Consider the following 24,444-nt stretch of genomic DNA (forward strand, 5'->3'; position numbering starts at 1 on the left):
GATTTTTACCCAAGGCATCAAGGGTCTGTAAACTTCTCCCCATTACCACCGTCACATGGCCTCGTGGCGGAGCGGCTACGCTAGAGACGGCAAATCTCGGAAGCCTCGGTTCGATTCCGAGGCGAGGCCTCCAACATCCCCACCCGCCTGAATTGCCCGGATCGGTGCCAGTAGTATGGCGATACGCGGCTCGCCCTTTATCCCTACCTCCGCATCGCTTGCGGCGGCCCCGTCGTCTGCGTTGCGCATTACATTTCGGGCGTCGAGCGATCGCGCTAACGGAAGAGATATTTCGACACTTCGGGATTGCCGCGCCGCCACATCACATTGTCGAGGAAATAGTGGTGCACGTTGATGAATATCAGCACGATGAAGAAAAACAGCGATGAACCCAGGATTTGTTCGTCATACGGGACAAGTGCCGTCAGCACGGTCGGAATCAGCCAGAAGCCAAGGCCGCCGAGGAGCAGCCCGGCGCTGACGAACTCCAGAACCCGCACCCTGTAGACCCGGCCGAGAATAGCCAGGATTCTGGATCGCGGGATGCTTTCGGCGTCGGGTCCGTCGCGCTCGACATTGCTCTGATAGCGCCAGACGACCGCCAGATACTGCAGGGAATGAAGCGCCGGCACCACGAGCAGCCAGAGCGGGTTTATCCTCACGATCAGGATCCATAGATACAGGGACGCCGCGTAGGCGACGATCCCGTTATACGGCAGGCCGCCCCCGTTCCTGCTCCAGCGATTGATCAGCATCACGGCCGTGACGGCGGTGGAAGCCGCTGCTATGGACAGCGCGATCGCATTGACCCATGCGGGTGTGGCAAACGTATAATATTGCAGCCCGTAATAGTTTCCTTCGCTGACCGCGGTGTTCGTCTGCAGCCATGCGAACAGCCACACGGCATAGCTGTTGACCAGCAGGATCTTCTTGTCGAGGTCGGTGAAGAACCGGCGCTTCAGAACGGCATCCACCATCAGCATGCCGTAGCCCTGCTTGACATAGTGCCAGCCGACGAAAAAGAACATCGCATTGGCCGCGTTCCCCAAAAGCCTGGCATTGGCCGCCATGGCGCCATAGGCAAAGAATGCGCCCATGAGAAGCGGTACGACAATGCCCGCCAGGATGTAGCGGACCTGAAGGCCTCTGTCGTAGCCCTCGCCACGCACCTTGCGCCCGAAATTGCGGTAGAAGATCTGGTAAGAGTGGGCGAAGTGCGGATAGTTCAGCAAGTACGCCAGGAAGAACGTTATCGCCGCGACCAGGCCCTCGTATCTGAGCGGCACGAAGAACAGGACAGGCAGGATCAGAAAGGCGCTTCCGCCAAGCATCAGAAAATCGGCCAGCGGACCGAAAAGATACCTTGGCGATGGTGTTGCCGCGGGAGACCGAGAATCCGCCGAAAGCTGAACTGCCATTGAGCGCTCCCTCCATGTCCATTTAACCATCGGCCTGCTCGTCTCACAAGGTCAGCGACGCGGGCCGTCAACGGACGGGCTCGACCTCTGTACCTACGGGCCTTGTCCCAATGATACTTGGCAGGCCTATCGAGGCGCTAAGGCGGTGCGCGTCCGCTTTCTGTCGCCGGAGGAGCAGAAGAAGCTTGTTACCTCAAGCAATGGCGCGATCCGTGTCGGCGGCGCTGGTGGCAGGCGTTCGGTTTGGAGAGTCCGCACGGCTGCGGGTTTCGGACTACCAGGTCGCGAACAAATCAGCCTTCGTGGCTGCGAGCAAAAGTGGCAAGGCGCATCATATCCCTGGTTCGGTTGGCGGGATCGATTTGTCGAACGACTGTCCTATGGTCGCTCCGTCGACGCGCCGCCACTTCGACAAGACATGACCTATCACTGACCGTGGAAGGTGCAGCTAGCCAAGCCAAGCCAAGCCAATCCAAGCCAAGCCAAGCCAAGCCAAGCTTTCCCATTTCACGTGCTCCGGGATACGTACGCTAAGCGACGGTGCTCAACGGAGCCTAGCTGATAGTTTTGGCGCAAGCGCTCCGACAAAATGATACGAGGATGGCCGAGAGGCAATATGCATGCCTGGCGCCATCGGATGTGGCCGACAAAATCATATCTAAAGGAGAGGCGCTTGCTTCCAGAAATGATCAACTGTCGGATGCCTCTTCCAACAAGGCAGATTTGTCAGTCACGGATTTGAACGCTTGGAGCATTGCGTCTACGATAAAATTTTCCAACTGAGGATAGAAAGGAAATTTTACATCGCAAACGGGAGACGCAACACCGCCTTTATAAGGCTCAAATTTGCCGTCGACACGCTTGCGTTTGCTTCGTTCGAATAGCTCTCGATACCTACGAGGCGATACCCCGTAGAAATGTTGAAATTGCACCGCCGGATAGCCTTGATACCGACCACGATCGCTGCTCTCCACTTGCAGCGAGTCCGAATGGAGATCTGATGCTAGGCTTTTCGGATATGGCTCTAGAAATATGACTTTCGAGATGCCGGATGCTACTATGTGTTTTGCGCACATGTGACACGGAAACGTTGTACAATATACTACACCGTCTCTGACGGCATGGCCAAGCCTTGCTGCGTCCGTGATAGCGGACATTTCGGCGTGTACAATGCGACCATACTCTAACGCATCCATGAATTGAGAATCGAGAACCTTGGCGCTCTCCAAAACGTCGTTGACGCTCCGCTCAGGATCGATGATCTTGATCAATTCGGATAAAATCTCTCTTTTTCGCTGGTCGTTTGAGTCGTATTCACGCACGTACTCGCGGTCGTCATGATCCTCATTGTGCCAATAGGTTCCCCCAGTAGCTTTGGGAACCTCGTTGGAGCCAAGTGCAAGAATTTCACCGGTCGGCGAAAAAACCGCTGCTCCGACTTGACGTGATAGGTCGAGCGTCCGAAGCGCAGCCGCCTTCGCCAAGAACATACCGTACTCCATTCGAGTCGGCGAAAGAGAGTTCGAACCGAATAGGAGTTCGCAAAAGCGCTCAATCTGCTTTTGGACCGACTGCTCGGCGTCGGTGTTGATTATAAAGTCTGCGTCATGGAAAATCTTTGACACTCGTTGCCCGTGGGCCTGCCCGAGTTCATGTTCATCCGCCTGCGTAAGAGCTTCCGCTTTGTCTCGAAATCGATGAGGACCGGCGGTATTATCGTCACTGGCAAAGCGCCGTGACAAATAGTCGACCCGCGCCCCACGGCGCGAATAGATCGATACCTGATAAAAGAGGTCACCATAGACCGATCTAAGAAGGTCGATTTCCTCTTTCCGCTTGAACTGATGAAGCAGATAAACGACCTTACTGAATTCCTCGACGTTTTCGCGTTTGGGAAGCCGAAGGCGCTTCTTAATTATGCGCATGACGGTAGCTGAAGCCAGAAAGGCATTGTCGGAGAAGCGCTCCCGCAATTGGTCTCCGTAGGCGATATGGGTTTCATAGCGCTCATAGAGCGGTGCTTTTTTGAGCGGCTTGTTGGGTTCAACGTATTTTTGAAAAACTGAAAATACGTCCGTTACCTTGACCTCCACCACGTGATAACCACGACGTTCAAACTGGCTTCGAAAATCCAATAGCGATGGCGCCATTTCAGCTCCCATCGGAGCGACGAATCCGACGAAAATCTCAGGAAATTTAATTTGCTTAATTGCCGCACCCAACGAACTATCCCCTCTGATCTGTGTTATCCTCTAGCTGGAAGCTAGGAGGCAAAAATGGCTGGTATGAACCCCGAGAGAAAATCCCAGGATGCCATCGAGCAGGCCAACCGCAAATTGCTTCATGAGAACGATAAGCGCTTGGAAAAATGGAGAGAAGACCGCTTAAACTCCTTTGAACGAGATAGGGAAATTTCGGCTCAGAATTTCGCTCGGTCGCTGGATAGCGACTAGAATCGCTTATTGGTTCGATGAGAGCGACCAAGTTTCAGGAAGCAAATTTCCCGCATAGGCATTGTCGCTACTCATTCGCATGTCTGTCACGGATTGTTCAGCAGCGACCTAACTCCGGGTCGCTCTAGATATTTGCGTGGATCGACGAAGTTTTTGAAGCTTGGTAACGCGCTCGTGATTCTGCAAGGCACACTCTGCAGAATCAGCATGCCACGCGGTCCTTCACTCCCGCAATTCACAGGCACTTTCGTCTAGCCCCGCCGCCGCCATTCCAAATCAGTCTGCTGATGTCACTGGGGCTTCGTTGCAGGAACTGAACTGCTTGTACGTCCCCATGAATAACCGCCACTCTAAGCGACAAGTTGCGTCTGTGCCGAACCGTTGGCTCGCCGACGCCGCGCTGTCCGACGCAGCGCGCCAGTTCGAATGCGCTTCGAGCTTGCCGACCCAAAGCCCGAGCTCGGCGGCTTCGGCCTTCGCCTGCCGGGAAATTGTTTTGCCTAACGACGTGTCGACAAGGAACGGTACGAGCGGGCCGATAGGGAATCGCGTGTCGCTCTCGATGTCGAGCGCGAAGAACGAGAGGCGAAGATGAGTGGATTGCGGGAAGTGCGGCCTGCAATGGAGACGCAGAGCGCCCCGCTTGCGGTAGCGGATCGGCGATCTCCAAGCCGCCAAACCCCGAATAATGCCTACCGGTAAATAGCGATCAAGAGGCAAACTTGGTGAGACACGAAAGGTCTTAACTGCCAAATCGATACGCGCGACTGCTCGCCCTGCCAATTAATGCATAGGGAAGATCTGGTACGCCCAAGGGGAATCGAACCCCTGTTACCGCCGTGAAAGGGCGGTGTCCTAACCGCTAGACGATGGGCGCGCTCAGACGAAGCGGCTTATACTGACGTTGTGCGCAACCGGCAACCCGTCAGTTGCCGCCTTGGACAACTTTTTTGCGGGCCTGCCGGATTGGCGATTTGGCTGGGGTGGATATCACGGCCACGCGCCTTGGCGATTAGCAGAAACGGAGCAAGGAGCGAAGCGACGCGGCGCAGACCCTGGAACCCATGCCGCGACGTTGAAGCGCGGCGACGGTGCGGAATTCTGCTCCGCTGCGCTCCCCGGTTGACTCCCGGCATGGATCTCCGGGTCTTCGCGACGGAGCTTCGCTCCTGCTCCGCCCGTGGATGACGAAGTTGGGGGCGCTTCGGCCAATCTCGAATGTTTGGAATTATGCGCTGGACACGACATTGGCTAATGGCCTTAGCCGCGGACAGGCTCCGGCACGCCAAAGAGCGCCTTTAGCCCTCGCCACCGCCGCCGCTGCGCCGGCGGCAGCGCCAGTTCCAGTCGCGCTCGGGGCCGACGTCAACATGGACCGATTCGGTGTGGCAATAGGTGCCGACGCCGCCGCGCCCGGGCATGGTCCTGATATAGTTCGCCAGTTCCCACTTGGAGACGCCGGGCACCTGGATGTCGGCGGCTGCGCAATACATGTGCAGCGAATTCTTGGCGCCGTTGGCACGGCGGTTGCGCGCCGGATCGCGATAGCCCGAGGTGACGACCATCTTGCGGCCGTAGTGCCCCTCGATCGTCTTCAGCACGCGCACCAGGGAAGGCTTCAGGCAGGCGACATCGACAGTCTCGTTCTGCTTGAGGAGCCCATTGGGCGCCAGCCTGGCCATGCCCGCGGCGGACGCGACCTGATAGCCGCCGCCGCCTTCGTCCTCGTTGAGATCGACGTCGCTTTCATCGTCGAGGCCGGATTTGCGCTTGATTTCGAACAGCGCCGTCTGGCGCACGCCAGGAAGCGCGTCACTGCCGGTGACATGACCGGTATCGCCGCCGATCGAAGCCAGCTGCACGGGTTTTTGCGTGGTATCCGTCGAGGCCAGCGTGATGATCGGTTTTGCCGGCGCCGGGGCCGGCTTGGCCTGTATGGCAGGCGCCTCGCTTCCGCGCGTGTTGACCAGCGGGGCAGGCGCCGCCTTCGCGGGCGTCGCGCCGAACATCGAGGCCAGGAAGCCTTTTTTCTTCGGCGCTTCGGGTTGCGGCATTTCGCCTGCTGTCACATAGACCGGATTGTTCATCGCCGGAGCCGCGGCCGGCTTGGGCGCCGTTACTTCAGCATCGGCGGCAGCGATCTTCTGGGCGACCGCGTCGGTCTGTTGCGCCGTCTGCGTCGGCGGCTGCAGGGACTGCGGTGTATGCCCCGCGATGGTTTCGGCGTCCGCCGGCGCCGTCAGCGGAAAGGCCGCCTCGGGCTTCGCCGTCGGCACATAGGCGATGGTTTCCGGCAGGGCGGTATCGCCTTCGCCCATCACGGTGGCCTGCTCGGTGGTGTGTGCGCTCGTCATCTGCGATGACGAATCGACCATTGCGACCGGCTTGCCCGTCGAGGCCGCGTGGATGTCCGAGGAAGAGGCATTGTAGCCGGGCGTTCCGACCGACATTGTCGGGTCGCCCGCCGAGGTGCAGGACGCCAGGAGCACGGAGCAGAGCGCTGCCACAATGGCGCGGCGTTCTCCCTTTGCGAGGCTCCATCCTGCTGATTTCAAAGTCAAATTCCCCCTCGATGTCCGGTCGGTATGTCCTTGGCGCAGCACTGGAAATTGCTGCCCGAGGTGACCTTTGTCTCCGATCCGGAAACGAGACCTGTGTCAAATCCGCAAGCGTTGAAGTATTTTCGCGGTGGATGCCGAATTACGGCCGCTCGATGGTTGACGCCACCATTTCGCCCGCTTTTACCGGGCCGTCAACTCACCAGACATTACAGTCCGTTACACACGCACCTTCACATAGGTGCCGGGGGCATCGCCCAAGGTTTTCATATGCTTGCCGGGTTTCCGGGCAGGCACGCGGCTATTGTCCTTGGCCTCTATCCAGCTCTGCCAGTGCGGCCACCAGGACCCCGGATGGTCGGTTGCATCGGCGACCCATTGGTTGAAGTCGCCGGTCGGCGCGCCGCCTGTCCAGTACTGGTACTTGTTGGAGGCGGGCGGGTTGACCACGCCTGCGATATGGCCCGATCCGGCCATCACGTATTCGACCTGGCCGCCGAAATATTTCGAGCCGAGGAAGACCGACAGCGCCGGCGCGATGTGATCCTCCCTGGAAGCGAGATTGTAGATCGGAATCTTGACATCGCCGAGCGAGACAGTGTGCCCGGCCAACTCCATCGTGCCGCGCGAAAGGTTGTTCTCGAGATAGCAATTGCGCAGATAGAAGGAGTGGTTGGCCGCAGCCATGCGCGTCGAATCGGCGTTCCAGTAAAGCAGGTCGAAGGGCAGGGGATCCTTGCCGCGCATATAGTTGTTGATGACATACGGCCAGATCAGGTCACCGGAGCGCAGCATGTTGAAGGCGGTCGCCATCTTCGTGCCGTCGAGATAGCCCTTTTCGTTCATCGACTTTTCCACCGCCGCGACCTGCTCCTCGTCGACGAACACTTTCAGGTCGCCGGCATGGGTGAAGTCGACTTGCGTGGTGAAAAAGGTCGCCGACTTGATGCGGTCGTCGCCTTCTGCGGCCATCAATGCCAGCGCGGCTGCCAGAAGCGTGCCGCCGACGCAGTAGCCGATCGCGTTGACGTCGCGTTCCCCGGTCGCCGTCTCGATCGTGTCGAGGCCGTATTGCAGGCCCTCCCGGATATAGGCTTCCCAGTTCTTGGCGCCGTGGCGTTCGTCCGGGTTGATCCAGGAGATGACGAACACGGTGTGACCTTGTTCGATCGCCCAGCGGATGAACGACTTCTGCGGGTTGAGGTCGAGTATGTAGAACTTGTTGATCCAGGGCGGGCAGATCAGCAGCGGGCGTTTCAACACCGTCTCGGTCGCCGCATCGTACTGGATGATCTCGGCGACATCGCTGCGGCCGATCACCTTGCCGGGCGTGGTCGCGATGTTGCGGCCGATCTCGAAGGGGGAATAGTCGGCCTGGCGCAGTTTCAGATCGCCCTTGCCGGCGGCGATGTCCTCGGCCAGCATCTTCATGCCGCGCACCAGGTTTTCGCCGTTGGAGGCGACTGTTTCTCGAAACAGCTCCGGGTTCGTCAGGATGAAATTCGACGGCGAAATGGCGTTGGACACCTGTTTGACGTAGAAGCTTGCCTTGTGGCGGGTGTGGTCATCCAGGCCTTCGGCATGGTCGACCAGTTCGCTCGCCCAGCGCGATGTGACGAGATAGGCCTGCTTCAGGAAGTCGAAAAACGCATTGCGGCCCCATTCCGGGTCCTGGAAACGCTTGTCGCCTCGCTCCGGCTTGACCGCGTCGTCCTGGCCCTCGGCGTTCGGGCTGACGCGCTGGATGGCATTCGCCCACACGGTCATATAGCCGGCGAACAGCCGCGTCTGCGCTTCGAGCGCGCGCTGCGGATCGGCAAGCCAGTATTCGCTGAGCTTGGAGAAGGTCTTGACCATGTCGACGACGGGTTCGGCGACGTGGTCGCGCACCTCACCCTTTTCGCGCGGCTCGGCCCAGGCTGAAGCCGCTTTGCCGGCTTGTTCGATCATGCGCGCCATGTTCAGCGCGAAGCGTTCCGGATCCTTCACCAGATATTGCTCGACGGTTGAAGGTCCGCCATCTTCCGCTTTGCCCGAATCGGGTGTTTTGGACATGGTTCGCGGGGTTCCTCCGGAAGCGTTTTCTTGACATATTAACATGGGACATCCGACAGGGTCCAATCTCGCTTACCTCGGCTGCCAAGGAAACAATATGACGATTAATGTTGGCGAGACTGTTTTTTTAGGTGCCGCACGCTTTTGCCGCGTCGGCGCGGCGATCGTCCTTCTCGGGGTTGCCGGGTGCTCCAGCACGGGCACAAGCGGTCCGGTGCCCATGGCATCGGATGCCGGCGCGAAGGATACCGGCACCTTTCCGAACCTGAACATTCCGCCCAAGGTCGCGGCGCCGCAGTTCACCGAAGCCGAGCGCAACGCCAAGCTCGCCCAACTGAAGGCCGACAAGAGTGGCCAGGCCCCCAGGGGCGGCGCTCCAAAGGTCGCCGGTCAGGGCGCCATGACCGATCTCGCCAAGCAGCATGGCCCCGAGACGCTGAAGCAGATCGAAGGCAAATGCGACCCAACCCTCGACCCTACCTGCAAATGAGTATATAGCGCGCGCCCAATGCCCTAACATATGCGGGGCTCCCCTTGCTGTCTGGAACTGCCATGGAAGAATTTCACAAGGTCCGCCGGCTTCCGCCTTACGTGTTCGAGCAGGTCAATCGGCTCAAGGCCAGCGCCCGTTCCCGCGGCGCCGACATCGTCGACCTCGGCATGGGCAATCCCGATCTTCCGACACCCAAGGCCATCGTCGACAAATTGTGCGAGGTCGTGCGCGATCCGCGCACGCACCGCTATTCCTCATCGCGCGGCATTCCGGGCCTGCGCCGCGCCCAGGCGAATTATTATGCCCGCCGTTTCGGCGTGAAGCTCAACCCCGACACTCAGGTCGTGGCCACGCTCGGTTCGAAGGAAGGTTTCGCCAACATGGCGCAGGCCATCACCGCGCCCGGCGACGTGATCCTGTGCCCGAACCCGACCTATCCGATCCATGCCTTCGGCTTCATCATGTCGGGCGGTGTCATCCGCTCGCTGCAGGTCGAGCCCGATGACGGCTTCATTCCGGCACTGGAACGCGGTGTTCGTCACTCGATCCCGAAGCCACTGGCGCTCATCCTCAACTACCCGTCGAACCCGACGGCACTGGTCGCCTCGCTCGATTTCTACAAGGACGTGGTGGCGTTCGCGAAGAAGAACGACATCATCATCCTGTCCGATCTTGCCTATTCCGAGATCTATTTCGACGGCAACCCGCCGCCTTCGGTGCTGCAGGTTCCGGGTGCCATGGACGTCTGCGTCGAATTCACCTCGATGTCGAAGACCTTTTCAATGCCCGGCTGGCGCATGGGTTTTGCTGTCGGCAATGAACGGCTGATCTCGGCGTTGACGCGGGTGAAATCCTATCTCGACTACGGCGCCTTCACGCCGATCCAGGTGGCGGCCGCGCATGCGCTCAACGGCGACGGCGCCGATATCGCCGAGGTGCGTGAGGTCTACCACAAGCGCCGCGACGTGATGGTCGACGCCTTCGGGCGCGCTGGATGGACCATTCCGGCGCCTGCCGCTTCGATGTTCGCCTGGGCGCCCATCCCCGAACCGTTCCGGCATCTGGGCTCGCTCGAATTCTCCAAGCTTCTCATCGAGCATGCCGACGTCGCGGTGGCGCCGGGTGTGGGCTTCGGCGAACATGGCGACGATTTCGTGCGCGTGGCCCTGGTCGAGAACGAGCACCGGATTCGCCAGGCGGCGCGCAACATCAAGCGCTTCCTGTCGACCAGCGCCAAGCAGCCCAACAATGTGGTGCCGCTTTCCGCCCACCGGTAAGTAAAGCAATTCCAGGAAAAGTGCGAAACGGCTTTCCGTCCGGAATTGCGTAAGAACAGAGAGTTAGAGCCCTTCAGCGATTCCGTGAAGCGTTGAAGGGCTTTAGAATTTCGATCTGACTTGAGGGACGTCGCCGGACATGGCTGAAGCATTGCGTGTTGGAATTGCCGGACTTGGCACGGTCGGCGCGTCGGTGGCGCGCGTGCTGCGTGACAAGGCGGCGGAACTGACCCGCCAATGCGGGCGCGATGTCACCGTTACCGCCGTCTCGGCGCGGGACCGCAAGCGCGACCGTGGTGTCGATCTCGGTTCGGCGGCATGGTTCGATGATCCGGTCAAAATGGCGCAGACCGCCGACATCGACGTGTTCGTCGAACTGATCGGCGGCGATGAGGGGGCGGCACGCTCTTCGGTGAAGGCCGCGCTCGAAGCCGGCCGCCATGTCGTCACCGCCAACAAGGCGCTGCTTGCCAAGCATGGCGTGGCACTGGCCGAGATCGCCGAGAAGAAGGGCGTGCTGCTCAACTACGAGGCGGCGGTGGCGGGCGGCATTCCCGTTATCAAGACGATGCGCGAGGCGATGGCCGGCAATTCGGTGACACGCGTCTTCGGCATCCTCAACGGCACCTGCAACTACATTCTCACGCGCATGGAGGCCGAAGGCGTCTCGTTCGACGTCGTGCTGAAGGATGCCCAGCGGCTCGGCTACGCCGAGGCAGACCCGACCTTCGACATCGAAGGACACGACACCGCGCACAAGCTGTCGATCCTGACCAGCCTGGCCTTCGGCACGAAGATCGCTGCCAACGATATCTATATGGAAGGCATCTCCAACATCACCCAGGCCGACATTCGCGCCGCCGGTGATCTCGGCTACCGGATCAAGCTGCTTGGCGTCGCGCAGCGCACCGACAGCGGCATCGAGCAGCGTGTGCACCCGACCATGGTGCCGACGGCCTCCGTTATCGCGCAGGTGCATGGCGTCACCAACGCCGTGGCGATCGAAACCGATATCCTTGGCGAATTGCTGCTCTCCGGCCCCGGCGCCGGTGGCAATGCGACCGCCTCGGCCGTTATCGGCGACATCGCCGATATCGCCAAGAGCCGGCCCGGCTTTCAGCATGGTCCTGTCTTCGGCCGGCCGGCCAAGGAGCTGCGGCCCTACAAGAAGGCGCAGATGCGCAGCCATGCCGGCGGTTATTTCATCCGGCTGACCGTGCATGACCGCATCGGCGTGTTCGCCGCGATTGCCAAGCGCATGGCCGACAACGACATTTCGCTGGAATCGATCGTCCAGCACGCGGTCGGCGGCGAGGCGGAAGCGCAGAAGACCGTGATCCTTGTTACGCACGAGACCACGGAGGCCGCCGTGCGCAAGGCGGTCGACGGCATCACGAGGGATGGTCACCTGACCGACAAGCCGCAGGTCATCCGCATCGAGCGGGCAGGGTAGCCCCGCTACAGAAACCGCGTCGGCGCCGCGTGCCGGGCAGTCCAGATCGGCCGGAACGAATTCGTGTCGGAGCCGTTCTCTTGGTCAACAACCAAGGGAGCCGCTTCATGGCCGATACCAGCAAGTCCGACACCCCTCACATGGACGACATCCAGAAAACCCTGGAGAAGCAGATCGCGGATCTCCGCAAGGAGATAACAAAGATCAACAAGAGCCTGGCGGAACGCAGTGCCGAGCTTGTCGACGAGGCCTCGGACCAGGCATCGCATTTCTACGATACGGCCGCCGCCCGCGCGTCGCGGACAGCGCAACAGTTGCGCAGCCAGGCCCAGGTCGTGTCCGAGGTTGCCCGCGACAACCCCGGTACCACCACGGCGGTGGTCGGCGTGATAGGCCTGCTCGGCTTCCTGGCCGGTCTGGCTATCGGCCAGTCTATGAACGACGCGCCGCGCCGCTGGTATTGATCCTGGCCGATTGAGCGGGCCTTGCCCGCTCGTCCCACCGTTCACGACATCCAGATTCAAGACATCCAGCGGAGGCCAACATGGCATCATCTGCACTGATCGGTATTCTGATCACATTCCTCGTCATCATTCTTGTGCTGTATCTGGTTCAGCGCCTGCCGTTGGACGGGCGCATGAGGCAGATCGTCCAGGTCATCGTCATCATCATCGGCATCATTTCGTTGCTCAAATACCTCGCGGTTTTCTAGGCCGCGAAGGCGGCATTCCGATGCGTTTCAGCCGGCTCGGCCCGTCGCGACCGAGCCGGAATCTTTTCAAGAATACGGTTCAATCGATTGATATTGTTTGTGTTTCGATAAAACGCTCGGCAGGTCTTGCCGTTGTCATGCTCGTTTGACAAAACAAGCCCGCCTCCGGCGGGAGGCGGCATTGAAACGAGGATTTGCCGAAATGAATGTGGCCCAGAACATCGTCGCCGGCCTTGACCGGATACTCACCATGGAACTGGTGCGCGTCACCGAACGGGCCGCAGTGGCGGCCGCCAGGCTGCGCGGCCGGGGCGACGAGAAGGCGGCCGACCAGGTCGCGGTCGACGCCATGCGCCAGGAACTCAACCGCCTTGCCATCAAGGGCACCGTGGTGATCGGCGAGGGCGAGCGGGACGAAGCGCCGATGCTCTATATCGGCGAAGAGGTCGGTACCGGCAAAGGCCCCGCGGTCGATATCGCGCTTGATCCGCTCGAGGGCACGACGATCTGTGCCAAGAACCTGCCGAACGCGCTCGCCGTGATCGCGATCGCCGAGAAGGGCAGCCTGCTGTTCGCGCCCGACGTCTATATGGACAAGATCGCCATCGGTCCGGGCTATGCCGAGGACGTCATCGACATCGACGCCTCGCCGGCGGACAACATCGCGAGCCTGGCGCGGGCCAAGGGCGTCGCCGTTACCGACATCACTGCCTGTATCCTCGACCGGCCACGCCATGCCAGGCTGATCGACGCCGTGCGCGCCACGGGTGCGGCGATCCGGCTGATCGGCGATGGCGACGTCGCCGGCGTCATCCACACCACCGATCCCGACGAAACCGGCATCGACATCTATCTCGGCACCGGCGGCGCGCCGGAAGGCGTGCTGGCGGCTGCCGCGCTGCGTTGCACCGGCGGCCAGATGCAGGGCCGATTGATCCTTGATACGCCGGAGAAGGTCGCGCGCGCCGCCAAGATGGGCATTGCCGATCCCAAGCGGGTCTACCGGGCCGAGGACATGGCGCGTGGCGACGTGCTGTTCGCGGCAACCGGCGTCACCGACGGCAACATGCTGGCCGGGGTCAAGTTCGGCCGCACCTACATCACCACGCACACGATCGTGCTGCGTTCTTCCTCACGAACGGTGCGCGAGATCAAGGCCCGGCACCAGGATCTGGATAAGTTCTAGACCCGGCTTGCGCAGCCATATCGCAGTTGCTAGCGATCTGGCGCCGCGGCCAGGCGGGTTGTCCGCGCGCGCGGCTGAAAGGCGGAAAGCGTAGTCTCTGTTGAAATCCCCACGACCGCGTGCCGGCGCGACCCGCTTGGCTTTGCCAGCCTTTGGCCTATCCTGCGGCCATGTATGAGTTGGCAAAGCGCATGACGGGCGAAAGGCGCCTTTTTCTCGATGTCAGGCAGTCGGCAACCGGTCTGTCCTGGGAGCACCGGCTGACCGAGCGGCAGGACATGATCGCGCTCGCCATCGCGCAGGGCCATGGCGTGCCCGACATCGTCGCGCGCGTCCTTGCCGGGCGTGGCGTCACAGCCGAACAGACCGAGCGGTTTCTCGATCCAACGATCCGCAGCCTTTTACCGGATCCGGCCTCGCTGACCGATATGGACAAAGCCGCCATCCGCATCGCGGCGGCGGTGACCGCGAAGGAAAAAGTGGCGATCTTCGGCGACTACGACGTCGATGGCGCGGCCTCGTCCGCCTTGATGAAGCGCTTCCTCGCCCATTTTTCGGTACCCTCCGAAATCTATATTCCCGATCGCATCTTCGAGGGCTACGGCCCCAATCCCGACGCCATGCGCGAACTTGTCTCGCGCGGGGCAAGGCTGATCGTCACCGTCGATTGCGGCACCAACAGCGCCGTCTCCGTCGAGGCTGCCAGGGAAGCGGGCGCCGATGTCGTGGTGCTTGACCATCACCAGGTCGGCGGCGCGCTGCCGGCGGCGCTCGCCGTCGTCAATCCCAACCGCGACGACGACCTTTCGGGACAAGGACATCTGTGTGCCGCCGGCGTCGTGTTCCTTGCCCTGGTTCAGACGGCGAAGGTTTTGCGCGGGCAGGGCAGCGCCGCGATGCCGGATCTGCTTTCGATGCTCGATCTGGTGGCGCTCGCCACCGTGTGCGACGTGGTGCCGCTCACCGGCGTCAACCGTGCCTTTGTGGTCAAGGGGTTGCAAGTGGCGCGTCAGCAGAAGAACGAAGGCCTTGCCGCTCTGGCGCGGGTCTCGCGCATCGGCGAGCCGATCGGCACCTTCCATCTCTCCTACCTGATCGGCCCGCGCATCAATGCCGGCGGACGTATCGGGGACGCCGCGCTCGGCAGCCGGCTGCTTGCCACGGACGATCCGGTCGAGGCCCTCACCATCGCCGAGACGCTCGACCGGCTGAACCAGGAGCGGCAGCAGATGGAGCAGGAGATGCTGGCCCAGGCGCGTGCCGAGGCCGATGCCGAGCTCGCCGGCGGCAGCGGCCCGGCGATCGTGGTCACCGCCAGCAATACCTGGCATCCCGGCATTGTCGGCCTGCTTGCCTCGCGGCTGAAGGACCATGCCCGCCGTCCAGCTTTCGCCATCGCCTTCAACGCTGTGGGCATCGGCACCGGCTCAGGCCGCTCGGTGTCGGGTTTCGACCTCGGACGACTGGTCCGCGAAGCGGCGGAAGCCGGGCTCATCGTAAAGGGCGGAGGCCATGGCATGGCGGCCGGGATAACCGTCGAGCGCGCGAAGCTGGGCGAACTCAGGGCTTTCTTCGAGGAGCGTGCCGCCGCCGACGTGTTCCGGCTGCAGGACGAGGAAAGCCTGGCGATCGACGGCGCGCTTGCTGCGGAGGGCGCAACACTCGGGCTGCTCGATGCGCTTGAAAAGGCCGGCCCATTCGGCGCGGGGCATGTCGCGCCGGTTTTCGCCCTTCCGCGCCATCGGCTTGTCGACGCGCGTCCCGTCGGCACCAATCATATCCGCGCCGACCTGCAGTCGGAGAGCGGCGGCCGCATCCAGGCAATGGCTTTTCGCGCCGTCGACACGGTGCTTGGCGAATTCCTGTTCAAGAACCGGGGCAAGACGATGCACGTCGCCGGCTCGCTGTCGGGCAATTACTGGAACGGCAACCGCACGGTGCAGTTTCGCATTGTCGATGCGGCACGGGCATAGGGCAATTTCAGGAAGCGTGACCGGCTTCCGTCTGGAATTGCGCAAAACAGAGAGCTACGGGGTTGAACCGGCCGGCGCGTACCGCAACAGCGTCACGCCCTGGGACAGGCGTTCCGTGCCGAGCGGTTTCAGCTGCAGCGACAGCCCTGACTGGAAATACGGCTTTCCCCCGCCCAATACGACCGGGTGCACGTACAGCCGGTATTCATCGATAAGGCCGGCCCGTGCCAGAGAGGCGGCAAGATCGGCGCCGCCGACGATGATCATCCCATCTATCTCCTCCTTGAGAGATAGCGCTTCGGCGACGGCGTCGTGGCTCACCAGCCGGGCATTCGATCCCACATGCCTGAGAGTGGTCGAGAACACGACCTTCGGCGTTCGCCGCCACGCACGAGCAAAATCCCGCTCGACTTCGGTGGCTCCATCCTCCCGATCCGGGCTGTCCCAGAAGATCATCGTCTCATACATCCGGCGTCCGGCAAGGACGGTCGCGGACCGTGTCATCATGTCGTTGAAGTGCTGGTGCAGGTCCGTCTCGGGTATCGGCAGGCCGATGTCCTCGTCTGATCGGGCGATATAGCCGTCCAGCGACGTCAGCATCGAATATATGATCCTGGCCATTTGCGCCTCCATTTCGCTTGGGCATACGACCATAACCGATTGTATGTTGCAATCAGTGGTGACGAAGAGAATAGGATGCGTTTGCTGGCGTGTGACGACGGCAGGGTTGCGAGAAGTCTCGAATGGGGCCTTAGGCGAGAACGGCCTGCAATCGCGTCAGTTCGCCGATCTGCGCCATTGTCGCCTGGTAGCCGAGTTTGATGGCTTCGTCGGCGCGGTGGAATTCGGTCAGGCCGATATGGCTGAGCTTGGGTTGCAGCGACATGTCGGGCGGATCGCCGGCGAGCCTGGCGCGCGAGATGCGGTCCTGGATGATGTTGAACGCTTCGACCATGACGCCGGTGATGCCGAGGCGAGACTGATGCGACTGGTGATCAGGGTCCATGTGGCCGGAACGCGGCGCATCCTTTTCCACGACCAGTTCGCCGGCACTGTGCTTGATCACCGCGGCGCGGCCGAACAGGTCATAGTGGAGATTGACTGCGACCACCAGCGGCTGTTCGTAGGCGCGGCAGACCGACACCGGCACCGGATTGACCAGTGCGCCGTCGACGAGCACGCGGCCATTGCAATTGACCGGCTCGAACACTCCAGGCAGCGCATAGGATGCGCGCATGGCTGTTATCAGCGAACCGCTCGACAGCCAGATCTCATGACCGGTGCGGATCTCCGACGCCACGCAGACGAACGGCTTGGGCAGATCCTCGAAACGGATACCGTTCACATGTTCACGCAGACGGGCGTCGAGCTTCATGCCGCCGAAAAGGCCGTTGCCGCGCAGGTTGAGGTCGAGCAAGCCGAAGATGCGCCGCCTGGTGAGGCTGCGCGCGAACTCTTCCAACTCATCCAGCTTGCCGGCGAGATAGCAGCCGCCAACCAACGCGCCGATCGAGGTGCCGGCGATCATCGAGACTTCGATCCCGGCTTCGTCGAGCGCACGCAGCACGCCGATATGGGCCCAACCCCGGGCGCAGCCGCCGCCGAGCGCGAGCGAGATGCCTGTCTTCTTGGGAGGTTTGGTTTCGGACGCGCCGCCCGATGAGGACAGGCCGTTGGCCTCCCTGACATCTGGTCTGTTACGCAATGACGCCCATTCGAGCATCACGATCTCCCTTGTCCCAAGGCTAATATACGGACGGGCCGTATCGAAATGATGAATCTGTGTGGTTGATGTGAGGCAGAAGGTTCACGCTGATGGCTTTCGATACGTCGTCTCGGCATCGAACAGCGGCTTGCTGCCGTCGTCGGCAAGCGTCCCTTTGCCGTCGACCAGCCCCACCGTCCGGTAAAAGCATGAACGCCGGCCTGTATGACAGGTTGCGTCGTGGCCCAACACTTTCACGCGAAGCCACAATGCGTCCTGGTCGCAGTCGGTGCGCATCTCGACGACATGCTGGAAATTGCCCGAGGTTTCGCCCTTCTTCCAAAGCGCGTTGCGCGAACGCGACCAGTAGTGGGCGATGCCTGTTTCCAGTGTGAGTGCGAGTGCCTGCGCATTCATATGCGCGACCATCAGCAGCATGTCGTCTTCTGCATCGGTGACGACAACGGTCACGAGGCCCGCGGCATCAAAGCGCGGCGAGAACGTCGCGCCTTCTTCGAGGGCCTGCTTGTCTGACGGAGCTTTGGGAAATTCCAGTGCCGACATTGCCGGTCTATTTTCCTGCTGACCGCGATGCCGGCATGGGGCTCACACCCCGCCGCGCACCATGGTGACGAAACGAACCTGCTCCTCGGGCGTATCCTTGAACACGCCTGTGAAGGTGGAGGTCAGTGTGGTGGAGCCTTGCTTGCGGATGCCGCGCATGGCCATGCACATGTGCTCGGCCTCGATCATGACGGCGACGCCGCGCGGATTGAGCACATCCTGGATGACACCGGCGATCTGCGCGGTCAGCGCCTCCTGCGTCTGCAGGCGGTGGGCGAAGATGTCGACGACACGCGCGATCTTGGACAGGCCGACAACCTTGCCATCGGGCAGATAGCCGACATGCGCCTTGCCGATGATCGGCACCATGTGGTGCTCGCAATGCGAATGGAACTGGATGTCCCTGACGATGACGAGATCGTCATAGCCGGCGACCTCCTCGAAGGTGCGGCCAAGTTCCTCGGCCGGGCACATGTCATAGCCGCCGAACATTTCGCGATAGGCCTTTGCCACGCGCCGGGGCGTGTCGACCAGGCCTTCCCGGTCGGGATTGTCGCCGGTCCAGCGCAGCAGCGTGCGCACGGCGGCTTCGACTTCGGCTTCGCTCGGCCGGTCGGTGACCGGCTTTTCCATGTAGGCGGACTGGGGCATGATTTTCTTGATGACGGCATCCATAAAAGGCGTCTCCCGTAGTCCCTCTCTCAGGAGGGACGAGTTGAACGGACCACGACCTTTCGGTGTCGGAAACTCGCCCCGTTTCCAGCCCCGTAAGCGGCGTGAACTTCCCGGCCTGGACAGCGGCGCTCATCGCCTTGTCGTTACCGGACTGCCAGCATTATATAAGGGCGTGGCGAGCGAAAGGAAGACACGGCAGCGGCAATCGCTGTTCGCTTGGCGGCGACGGATTGGAAAATAATGATCAACGACGTCTATAACGCGAAAATTCTCGGTTTTGCCGGAAACATCGCGCGCATCGGCCGGCTCGATCACCCCGACGCGACCGCCAAGGCGCATTCCAAACTGTGCGGTTCGACCGTTACCGTCGACCTCGAGATGAGGGACGGCATCGTCACCGATTTCGCTCACGACGTGAAGGCTTGCGCGCTTGGCCAGGCGTCGTCCTCCATTATGGCGCAGCATGTTATCGGCGCCAGTGCCGCGGAATTGCGCGCGGTGCGCGAGACCATGCTGAAGATGTTGAAGGAGAACGGTGCGCCGCCGGAAGGCCGCTTCGCCGACCTCCGGTATCTGGAGCCGGTGCGCGACTACAAGGCGCGCCATGCCTCGACCATGCTGACCTTCGACGCGGTGGTCGACGCCATCGGCCAGATCGAGAAAAAGCACGCCGAAGAAACAGCCTGAGCGTGGGATTTCCTCTTCCCACGATGCGCGAACTTCGCGGCGGCCCGCGATCCCGTTCTTTCCACCAGCTGGTTTTCGTTTCGGGTCTCGCCGGCGCGTTCGTGTCGAGTTGCGGCACCAGCCGCGCCGACGTCGCGCTCACGCGCGACATCGGCGACTATCTGATGAAGGCTATCCAGGTGTGCTGGAACATGCCGGCAGATACCACCAGCGTTACGCGTGTCCGGATCAGCCTGAACAAGGACGGTTCGCTCGCCGGCCCGCCCAAGATCCTCGGCCCCGCTACACCGTCACCAGACAAGGTCGCAGAGGCCGCCGTGCGGGCGATCACGCGCTGCGCGCCGTTTCCCGGGCTGGCTTCCTACGCGGCTCAGTATGATATGTGGCGCGATGTCGTGCTGACATTCAACCCGGTACCGGACACAACGGGCGGACCTTCGGCCGTCGGGGCAGACGACATCGACAAGCTTCTCGAAAAATACAGGAAGGCAAAATAGCCTGGAGCCCGCTCGGGGACAGTTAGAGCTTTGCCTCCAGCGCCCGCCGGCTTTCGGCAAATTCGCTTCTAAGCCAGTCGGCGAACGCAGCGGCCGGCTCCGGGAGGTCGCGCAGACTTCTGGCCACAAGCCAATAGGCGCCTGACGCAACCTCGATACCGAACGGCTTGATCAGTGTTCCAGCCGCGACCTCGCCGCCGATCTGCAGGAGATCGCCAAGCGCCACGCCATGTCCGAGCAAGGCGGCCTGCTTCGACAGCGATGCGTCCGCCAGCATCGGGCCCCGCGCCGGCACCGCTTCGGCAGGTACGCCGGCCGCCTCGAACCACCGTGCCCAGCCCTGGCGGTTCTCCTCGTGCAGAAGCGTGTAGCGAAGGAGGTCTGTCGGCTTATCGAGGGGCGGGCCCGAAGCGAGAAGGGCAGGTGACAGAACCGGCGAATCGACGGTGGATGCCAGCCGCTCGGCCTCGGTGCGCGGCCATGAGGTGGCGTGTGGGCTGAAGCGCAAGGCGAGTTCGGGTTGATCGCCACGGAACTCGACCAGGCGCGGATCGACTTCCAGAGAGACGTCGATATCGGGCCGTAACTGGCGAAACCGGTTGAGCCGGGGCACCAGCCAGACGGAAGCAAGCGACGGCTCGACACTGACGCGAACCACCGATTGCAAAGGGGCGGCGATCAATTCGGACAGCAACCTGTCGATGCTGTCGAAACTGCGGATCAACTGAGCGAGAAGGCGCTCTCCCATATCCGTTAATTCCACACGGCGGTGGTGGCGTTCGAACAGGGGCTGGCGCAGAAACGTCTCGAGTTCGCGGATCTGCCGGCTGATCGCCGCCTGGGAGACAAAAAGCTCCTCGGCGGCCTTGCTGAAGCTCAAGTGCCGCCCAGCTGCCTCGAAGCTCCTCAATGCCGTCAAAGGCAAGCGTCCGCGCTTCATTTCGCATAACCCTGGATTATCCGAAGCGGAAATTATACTCGTTTGAAGGCGAAGGCCAGCGGCGGTCTAATCTCCTCAAAGGAGACCGACCATGATCCAGTTCCTCAACATTTTCGGCGACGTCATGCGGATCGCGACGTTCCAGTGGCGAGACGAGACCCATCACGCCATGCGTTGCGAGGAGCCCGCCAATCCGGACAGGTGGTCGTATCCGGTGGCCAGGCGGCCGCTTCGCCGGTCGCGCCCGTGATACGGGGGGAAGGGGGCGGGGATTGCGTTCTGCGTCGCGAGCTCACATCTATCGCTGGGAGTTCGCGACGCGGAGATTTCGGTGCACGACCAGCACGGGCATGCGCATAGAGCCGCGCCGCCGAGGCGCGGCCGCAACTGGCCCGGCCCGTGGCGCAAGACGCCGGGGCGTCTTCTCGGCACCTCGTTCGTGCGCCTCTATCAACTGACGCTGTCCGGCTTTGTCGGCAATTCCTGCCGGCATCTGCCGACCTGTTCGGAATATGCCCATGAGGCGATCGCCCGCCATGGCCTGTGGGCCGGCGGCTGGATGGGTTTTTTCCGGGTTTTGCGCTGCGGGCCGTTCGGCACGCACGGGGTTGATTTGGTTCCGGAAGTGCTGGCGGACCGCTACGTCTGGTTCATGCCCTGGCGCTACTGGCGGATCGGCAGCAAGCGCGCCGGGAACGACGGCATTGGTCACGGCTGAGCGGCAGTCTGCGTTTACGATCCGGTAGGGTTAACGCAAGCCTGCACAAAGACTGCGCATTTGAGACAAATTCGAGACAAGACACCTCGCTAAGCCAGCTCGCGAACCCCTTCAGAAGCGAGCATCCCCATGCGTAATGTCGACCGTCTCCCCTTTATCCTGGCTGGCGTGCTGTTCCTGCTTGCCTGGCTGCTGGGATTTCCGATGCGCGCGCAATCGGCGCCGCTTGGCGATGTGCAGTGCACGCTGATCGCCGACGCGGCGAGCGGCAAGACGCTTTACCAGGACGGCGTCTGCGACCAGCGGTTCAGTCCGGCCTCGACATTCAAGGTGCCGCTTTCCCTGATCGGTTACGATTCTGGAATCCTGAGCGACGAGCACACGCCGACATGGGACTACAAGCCCGAGTTCAACGCCGTGAAGCGAGACCAGAAAACCGTCGACCCGACGATCTGGGAGCGTGATTCCATCATCTGGTTCTCGCGCGAGATCACCCGCAGGCTCGGCGCCGATAAGTTTGCCGGCTATGTATCGAAATTCAACTACGGCAATTCAGACGTTTCGGGCAATCCCGGCAAGGACGATGGGCTCACCCGTTCCTGGGTCAACTCCTCGCTCAAGATCACGCCGGTCGAACAGGTTGCCTTCCTGCGCCAGATGCTCGCCGGCAAGATGCCCGTGTCGGCCAAGGCCCATGAAATGACGCGGGCCATCATCCCGAGCTTCAAGGCCGGCGATTGGGCGGTTCAGGGCAAGACCGGCAGCACCAGGCTCGGCGAGGCCGGCAAGGACAAGCGCTCGCTCGGCTGGTTCGTCGGCTGGGCGCAGAAAGACGGCCGCCAGATCGTGTTCGCCCGGCTCGTCGTCGATACGAAGCGGACCGATATGCCGAAGGGCCTCGCGACACGGGCCGCATTCCTGAAGGATCTGCCGCAGCTGATTAAGTGAGCCGGGCTTTACGGCGGCGCCATCTGCTCATAAAAGACTGCCGCCGCCGGACGCCTCCGGCTAACTCTGTGCAGACTCGGCGGTAAACCGCCGATATCTGCATTTTACCACCCGCGCTCGTTTGCGGGACTGGATAGGAGATACCCGATGCTGAATTCCGTTTCCCTGACATTTCCCGATGGCTCCGTCCGCGACTACGACGCGGCAATGACCGGCGCTGGCCTCGCCGAATCGATCTCGAAGTCGCTGGCCAAGAAGGCCGTTGCCTATGCGATCGACGGCACCGTGCGCGATCTCTCGGATCCGCTTGGCAAGTCCGGAAAGGTCGAGATCATCACCCGCGAAGACCCGCGCGCGCTGGAACTCATCCGCCATGACACGGCGCATGTGCTGGCCGAAGCCGTGCAGGAGATATGGCCGGGAACGCAGGTCACTATCGGGCCGGTGATCGAGAACGGATTCTATTACGATTTCGCCCGCAACGAGCCGTTCACGCCAGATGATTTCCCGGTGATCGAGAAGAAGATGCGGGAGATCATCGCGCGCAACAAGCCGTTCACCAAGGAAGTCTGGACGCGCGAGAAAGCCAGGAAGGTGTTCTCCGACAAGGGCGAGCGCTACAAGCTCGAACTGATCGATGCCATTCCCGAAGACCAGGATCTCAAGATCTACGCCCAGGGCGACTGGTTCGATCTTTGCCGCGGCCCGCACATGGCCTCGACGGGCCAGATCGGCAATGCCTTCAAGCTGATGAAGGTGGCGGGCGCCTACTGGCGCGGCGATTCGAACAATCCGATGCTGACGCGCATCTACGGCACGGCCTGGGCCGACCAGGCGCAACTCGAAGCTTACCAGACGATGCTGGAGGAGGCGGAGAAGCGCGACCACCGCAAGCTTGGCCGCGAGATGGACCTGTTCCATTTCCAGGAGGAGGGGCCGGGCGTCGTCTTCTGGCATGCCAAGGGCTGGAAGATGTTCCAGAACCTGGTCAATTACATGCGCCGCCGCCTTGATGAGCAGGGCTATCAGGAAGTCAACGCCCCGCAGGTGCTCGACAAGAGCCTGTGGGAGACCTCGGGTCACTGGGGCTGGTATCGCGACGCCATGTTCAAGGTGACCGTCGCCGGCGACGACACCGATGACGACCGCGTCTTCGCGCTGAAGCCGATGAACTGCCCGGGCCACGTGCAGATTTTCAAGCACGGGTTGAAGTCTTACCGCGACCTGCCGGTAAAGCTGGCGGAATTCGGCAATGTGCACCGCTACGAGCCATCGGGCGCGCTGCATGGTCTGATGCGCGTGCGCGGTTTCACGCAGGACGATGCGCATATCTTCTGCACCGAGGAGCAACTGGCGGCGGAATGCCTGCGCATCAACGACCTGATCCTGTCGACCTATGCCGATTTCGGCTTCGACGAGATCAGCGTCAAACTGTCGACCCGGCCGGACAAGCGCGTCGGCACCGATGAGGCCTGGGACCATGCCGAGGCGATCATGGGCAGCGTGCTGGAGACGATCAGGACAAGGTCCGGCAATCGGATCAAGACCTCGATCAATCCGGGCGAGGGCGCTTTCTACGGACCGAAATTCGAGTATGTGTTGAAGGACGCGATTGGCCGCGAATGGCAGTGCGGCACGACGCAGGTCGACTTCAACCTGCCCGAGCGCTTCGGCGCCTTCTACATCGGTTCGGATTCGGAGAAGAAACAGCCGGTCATGGTCCACCGCGCCATCTGCGGTTCGATGGAGCGCTTCCTCGGCATCCTCATCGAGAACTATTCCGGCCATTTCCCGCTGTGGTTCGCGCCGCTGCAGGTGGTGGTGGCGACGATCACCTCCGAGGCAGACGGCTATGCAACCGAGGTGGTGGCAAAGCTCAAGGCCGCCGGGCTGCTGGCGGAAGCCGATTTGCGCAACGAGAAGATCAACTACAAGGTCCGCGAGCACTCGCTGGCCAAGGTTCCGGTCATCCTCGTCTGCGGCAAACGCGAGGCGGAGGAACAGACGGTCAATATCCGCCGGCTCGGCTCGCGTGACCAGGAATCGCTTGGACTTGCCCAGGCGATCGCACAGCTGACCGAAGAGGCGGTCACGCCCGATCGCCGGCGCAAGCGCGCTGCCTGATTGTTCAA

The 24,444-nt window shown here is 61.7% G+C and carries 24 protein-coding genes and 2 tRNA genes; 15 read left to right on the forward strand and 11 right to left on the reverse strand.

Annotated features, from left to right (window positions below; translation table 11 throughout):
* Positions 1–57: 57 nt before the first annotated feature.
* Positions 58–133, forward strand: a tRNA-Cys gene (locus FFS37_RS10750).
* Positions 134–275: 142 nt separating this feature from the next.
* Here the strand turns inward: FFS37_RS10750 and FFS37_RS10755 are convergent.
* Both FFS37_RS10755 and FFS37_RS10760 read right to left on the reverse strand, forming a co-directional pair.
* Complete coding sequence (locus tag FFS37_RS10755) at positions 276–1,331, reverse strand: hypothetical protein (protein WP_232375620.1); 1,056 nt, start codon at positions 1,329–1,331, stop codon at positions 276–278.
* 776 nt (positions 1,332–2,107) lie between these two features.
* Entirely contained in the window at positions 2,108–3,640 is a 1,533-nt protein-coding gene (locus FFS37_RS10760) for an anti-phage dCTP deaminase (RefSeq protein WP_232375621.1), read from the reverse strand.
* Positions 3,641–3,694: 54 nt separating this feature from the next.
* Between FFS37_RS10760 and FFS37_RS35740 the strand changes: the two genes are divergently transcribed.
* A complete protein-coding gene (locus FFS37_RS35740; RefSeq protein ID WP_171026241.1) occupies positions 3,695–3,871 on the forward strand; it encodes a hypothetical protein in 177 nt (58 codons plus the stop codon).
* Between the two features lie 276 nt (positions 3,872–4,147).
* On the opposite strand, the gene FFS37_RS10765 is transcribed toward FFS37_RS35740, so the two are convergent.
* The 4 genes from FFS37_RS10765 to phaC form a co-directional block, all read right to left on the reverse strand.
* The gene (locus FFS37_RS10765; RefSeq protein WP_137930931.1) at positions 4,148–4,624 is read right to left on the reverse strand and encodes a hypothetical protein; all 477 of its coding nucleotides are present in this window, start codon (positions 4,622–4,624) and stop codon (positions 4,148–4,150) included.
* 49 nt (positions 4,625–4,673) lie between these two features.
* Positions 4,674–4,748, reverse strand: a tRNA-Glu gene (locus tag FFS37_RS10770).
* Positions 4,749–5,169: 421 nt separating this feature from the next.
* Positions 5,170–6,432 (reverse strand): YcbK family protein, encoded by a 1,263-nt coding sequence (locus tag FFS37_RS10775; protein WP_137930932.1) that lies wholly within the window; start codon positions 6,430–6,432, stop codon positions 5,170–5,172.
* Between the two features lie 216 nt (positions 6,433–6,648).
* On the reverse strand, positions 6,649–8,484 hold the full coding sequence (gene phaC / locus FFS37_RS10780; RefSeq protein WP_137930933.1) for a class I poly(R)-hydroxyalkanoic acid synthase: 1,836 nt from the start codon (positions 8,482–8,484) through the stop codon (positions 6,649–6,651).
* Positions 8,485–8,527: 43 nt separating this feature from the next.
* Between phaC and FFS37_RS10785 the strand changes: the two genes are divergently transcribed.
* The 7 genes from FFS37_RS10785 to recJ all read left to right on the forward strand — a co-directional run bounded on the left by FFS37_RS10785 (position 8,528) and on the right by recJ (position 15,578).
* A complete protein-coding gene (locus tag FFS37_RS10785) occupies positions 8,528–8,974 on the forward strand; it encodes a hypothetical protein (RefSeq protein ID WP_232375622.1) in 447 nt (148 codons plus the stop codon).
* A gap of 62 nt (positions 8,975–9,036) precedes the next feature.
* Positions 9,037–10,254, forward strand: a complete 1,218-nt coding sequence (locus FFS37_RS10790) for an LL-diaminopimelate aminotransferase (RefSeq protein WP_137930934.1) — start codon at positions 9,037–9,039, stop codon at positions 10,252–10,254.
* Positions 10,255–10,393: 139 nt separating this feature from the next.
* Entirely contained in the window at positions 10,394–11,707 is a 1,314-nt protein-coding gene (locus FFS37_RS10795; RefSeq protein ID WP_137930935.1) for a homoserine dehydrogenase, read from the forward strand.
* A gap of 107 nt (positions 11,708–11,814) precedes the next feature.
* On the forward strand, positions 11,815–12,171 hold the full coding sequence (locus tag FFS37_RS10800; protein ID WP_137930936.1) for a hypothetical protein: 357 nt from the start codon (positions 11,815–11,817) through the stop codon (positions 12,169–12,171).
* An 80-nt stretch (positions 12,172–12,251) separates the two neighbouring features.
* On the forward strand, positions 12,252–12,419 hold the full coding sequence (locus FFS37_RS10805; RefSeq protein WP_013531988.1) for a Thivi_2564 family membrane protein: 168 nt from the start codon (positions 12,252–12,254) through the stop codon (positions 12,417–12,419).
* A 202-nt stretch (positions 12,420–12,621) separates the two neighbouring features.
* On the forward strand, positions 12,622–13,605 hold the full coding sequence (gene glpX, locus FFS37_RS10810; protein WP_137930937.1) for a class II fructose-bisphosphatase: 984 nt from the start codon (positions 12,622–12,624) through the stop codon (positions 13,603–13,605).
* 191 nt (positions 13,606–13,796) lie between these two features.
* Entirely contained in the window at positions 13,797–15,578 is a 1,782-nt protein-coding gene (gene recJ, locus FFS37_RS10815; protein WP_137930938.1) for a single-stranded-DNA-specific exonuclease RecJ, read from the forward strand.
* 54 nt (positions 15,579–15,632) lie between these two features.
* Here the strand turns inward: recJ and FFS37_RS10820 are convergent, their stop codons facing one another.
* From FFS37_RS10820 to folE, 4 genes are all read right to left on the reverse strand, one after another.
* Positions 15,633–16,178 carry a dihydrofolate reductase family protein gene (locus tag FFS37_RS10820; protein ID WP_232375623.1) on the reverse strand — a complete coding sequence of 182 codons (546 nt, stop codon included), beginning with the start codon at positions 16,176–16,178 and terminating at the stop codon, positions 15,633–15,635.
* 151 nt (positions 16,179–16,329) lie between these two features.
* Positions 16,330–17,301, reverse strand: a complete 972-nt coding sequence (locus FFS37_RS10825; RefSeq protein WP_137930940.1) for a patatin family protein — start codon at positions 17,299–17,301, stop codon at positions 16,330–16,332.
* Between the two features lie 84 nt (positions 17,302–17,385).
* Positions 17,386–17,847 (reverse strand): phosphoribosyl-AMP cyclohydrolase, encoded by a 462-nt coding sequence (gene hisI, locus FFS37_RS10830; RefSeq protein ID WP_137930941.1) that lies wholly within the window; start codon positions 17,845–17,847, stop codon positions 17,386–17,388.
* A gap of 42 nt (positions 17,848–17,889) precedes the next feature.
* A complete protein-coding gene (folE, locus tag FFS37_RS10835) occupies positions 17,890–18,522 on the reverse strand; it encodes a GTP cyclohydrolase I FolE (protein ID WP_137930942.1) in 633 nt (210 codons plus the stop codon).
* Positions 18,523–18,762: 240 nt separating this feature from the next.
* Here folE and FFS37_RS10840 point away from each other — a divergent pair, with 240 nt between their 5' ends.
* Both FFS37_RS10840 and FFS37_RS10845 read left to right on the forward strand, forming a co-directional pair.
* Positions 18,763–19,209, forward strand: coding sequence for an iron-sulfur cluster assembly scaffold protein (locus FFS37_RS10840; RefSeq protein ID WP_137930943.1), 447 nt, complete (start codon positions 18,763–18,765; stop codon positions 19,207–19,209).
* Positions 19,210–19,232: 23 nt separating this feature from the next.
* Positions 19,233–19,706 (forward strand): cell envelope integrity protein TolA, encoded by a 474-nt coding sequence (locus FFS37_RS10845; protein WP_137930944.1) that lies wholly within the window; start codon positions 19,233–19,235, stop codon positions 19,704–19,706.
* Between the two features lie 22 nt (positions 19,707–19,728).
* Here FFS37_RS10845 and FFS37_RS10850 read toward each other — a convergent pair whose 3' ends face one another.
* The gene (locus FFS37_RS10850; protein ID WP_137930945.1) at positions 19,729–20,646 is read right to left on the reverse strand and encodes a LysR substrate-binding domain-containing protein; all 918 of its coding nucleotides are present in this window, start codon (positions 20,644–20,646) and stop codon (positions 19,729–19,731) included.
* A 91-nt stretch (positions 20,647–20,737) separates the two neighbouring features.
* Here FFS37_RS10850 and FFS37_RS35745 point away from each other — a divergent pair, with 91 nt between their 5' ends.
* From FFS37_RS35745 to thrS, 4 genes are all read left to right on the forward strand, one after another.
* Positions 20,738–20,896: a hypothetical protein gene (locus FFS37_RS35745; RefSeq protein WP_171026242.1), complete on the forward strand. Its 159-nt coding sequence runs from the start codon at positions 20,738–20,740 to the stop codon at positions 20,894–20,896.
* Positions 20,897–20,977: 81 nt separating this feature from the next.
* Positions 20,978–21,364 (forward strand): membrane protein insertion efficiency factor YidD, encoded by a 387-nt coding sequence (gene yidD / locus FFS37_RS10855; protein WP_137930946.1) that lies wholly within the window; start codon positions 20,978–20,980, stop codon positions 21,362–21,364.
* A gap of 129 nt (positions 21,365–21,493) precedes the next feature.
* Positions 21,494–22,312, forward strand: coding sequence for a class D beta-lactamase (blaOXA, locus tag FFS37_RS10860; RefSeq protein ID WP_137930947.1), 819 nt, complete (start codon positions 21,494–21,496; stop codon positions 22,310–22,312).
* Between the two features lie 147 nt (positions 22,313–22,459).
* Positions 22,460–24,436 (forward strand): threonine--tRNA ligase, encoded by a 1,977-nt coding sequence (gene thrS, locus FFS37_RS10865; RefSeq protein ID WP_137930948.1) that lies wholly within the window; start codon positions 22,460–22,462, stop codon positions 24,434–24,436.
* The last annotated feature ends 8 nt before the right edge of the window (positions 24,437–24,444 follow it).

The organism is Mesorhizobium comanense, from assembly GCF_005503535.1.
GTDB classification, from domain to species: Bacteria; Pseudomonadota; Alphaproteobacteria; order Rhizobiales; family Rhizobiaceae; genus Mesorhizobium; species Mesorhizobium comanense.

Coding starts and splice junctions, on each gene's coding strand:
- hisI (WP_137930941.1), bottom strand. CDS start 17,847: ATGTCGGCACTGGAATTTCCCAAAGCTCCGTCAGACAAGCAGGCCCTC.
- folE (WP_137930942.1), bottom strand. CDS start 18,522: ATGGATGCCGTCATCAAGAAAATCATGCCCCAGTCCGCCTACATGGAA.
- FFS37_RS10845 (WP_137930944.1), top strand. CDS start 19,233: ATGCGCGAACTTCGCGGCGGCCCGCGATCCCGTTCTTTCCACCAGCTG.
- FFS37_RS10755 (WP_232375620.1), bottom strand. CDS start 1,331: ATGCTTGGCGGAAGCGCCTTTCTGATCCTGCCTGTCCTGTTCTTCGTG.
- blaOXA (WP_137930947.1), top strand. CDS start 21,494: ATGCGTAATGTCGACCGTCTCCCCTTTATCCTGGCTGGCGTGCTGTTC.
- FFS37_RS10840 (WP_137930943.1), top strand. CDS start 18,763: ATGATCAACGACGTCTATAACGCGAAAATTCTCGGTTTTGCCGGAAAC.
- thrS (WP_137930948.1), top strand. CDS start 22,460: ATGCTGAATTCCGTTTCCCTGACATTTCCCGATGGCTCCGTCCGCGAC.
- glpX (WP_137930937.1), top strand. CDS start 12,622: ATGAATGTGGCCCAGAACATCGTCGCCGGCCTTGACCGGATACTCACC.
- FFS37_RS10790 (WP_137930934.1), top strand. CDS start 9,037: ATGGAAGAATTTCACAAGGTCCGCCGGCTTCCGCCTTACGTGTTCGAG.
- FFS37_RS35740 (WP_171026241.1), top strand. CDS start 3,695: ATGGCTGGTATGAACCCCGAGAGAAAATCCCAGGATGCCATCGAGCAG.
- FFS37_RS10820 (WP_232375623.1), bottom strand. CDS start 16,178: ATGCTGACGTCGCTGGACGGCTATATCGCCCGATCAGACGAGGACATC.
- FFS37_RS10785 (WP_232375622.1), top strand. CDS start 8,528: ATGGGACATCCGACAGGGTCCAATCTCGCTTACCTCGGCTGCCAAGGA.
- FFS37_RS10795 (WP_137930935.1), top strand. CDS start 10,394: ATGGCTGAAGCATTGCGTGTTGGAATTGCCGGACTTGGCACGGTCGGC.
- FFS37_RS10805 (WP_013531988.1), top strand. CDS start 12,252: ATGGCATCATCTGCACTGATCGGTATTCTGATCACATTCCTCGTCATC.
- phaC (WP_137930933.1), bottom strand. CDS start 8,484: ATGTCCAAAACACCCGATTCGGGCAAAGCGGAAGATGGCGGACCTTCA.
- FFS37_RS35745 (WP_171026242.1), top strand. CDS start 20,738: ATGATCCAGTTCCTCAACATTTTCGGCGACGTCATGCGGATCGCGACG.
- recJ (WP_137930938.1), top strand. CDS start 13,797: ATGACGGGCGAAAGGCGCCTTTTTCTCGATGTCAGGCAGTCGGCAACC.
- FFS37_RS10800 (WP_137930936.1), top strand. CDS start 11,815: ATGGCCGATACCAGCAAGTCCGACACCCCTCACATGGACGACATCCAG.
- FFS37_RS10825 (WP_137930940.1), bottom strand. CDS start 17,301: ATGCTCGAATGGGCGTCATTGCGTAACAGACCAGATGTCAGGGAGGCC.
- FFS37_RS10850 (WP_137930945.1), bottom strand. CDS start 20,646: ATGAAGCGCGGACGCTTGCCTTTGACGGCATTGAGGAGCTTCGAGGCA.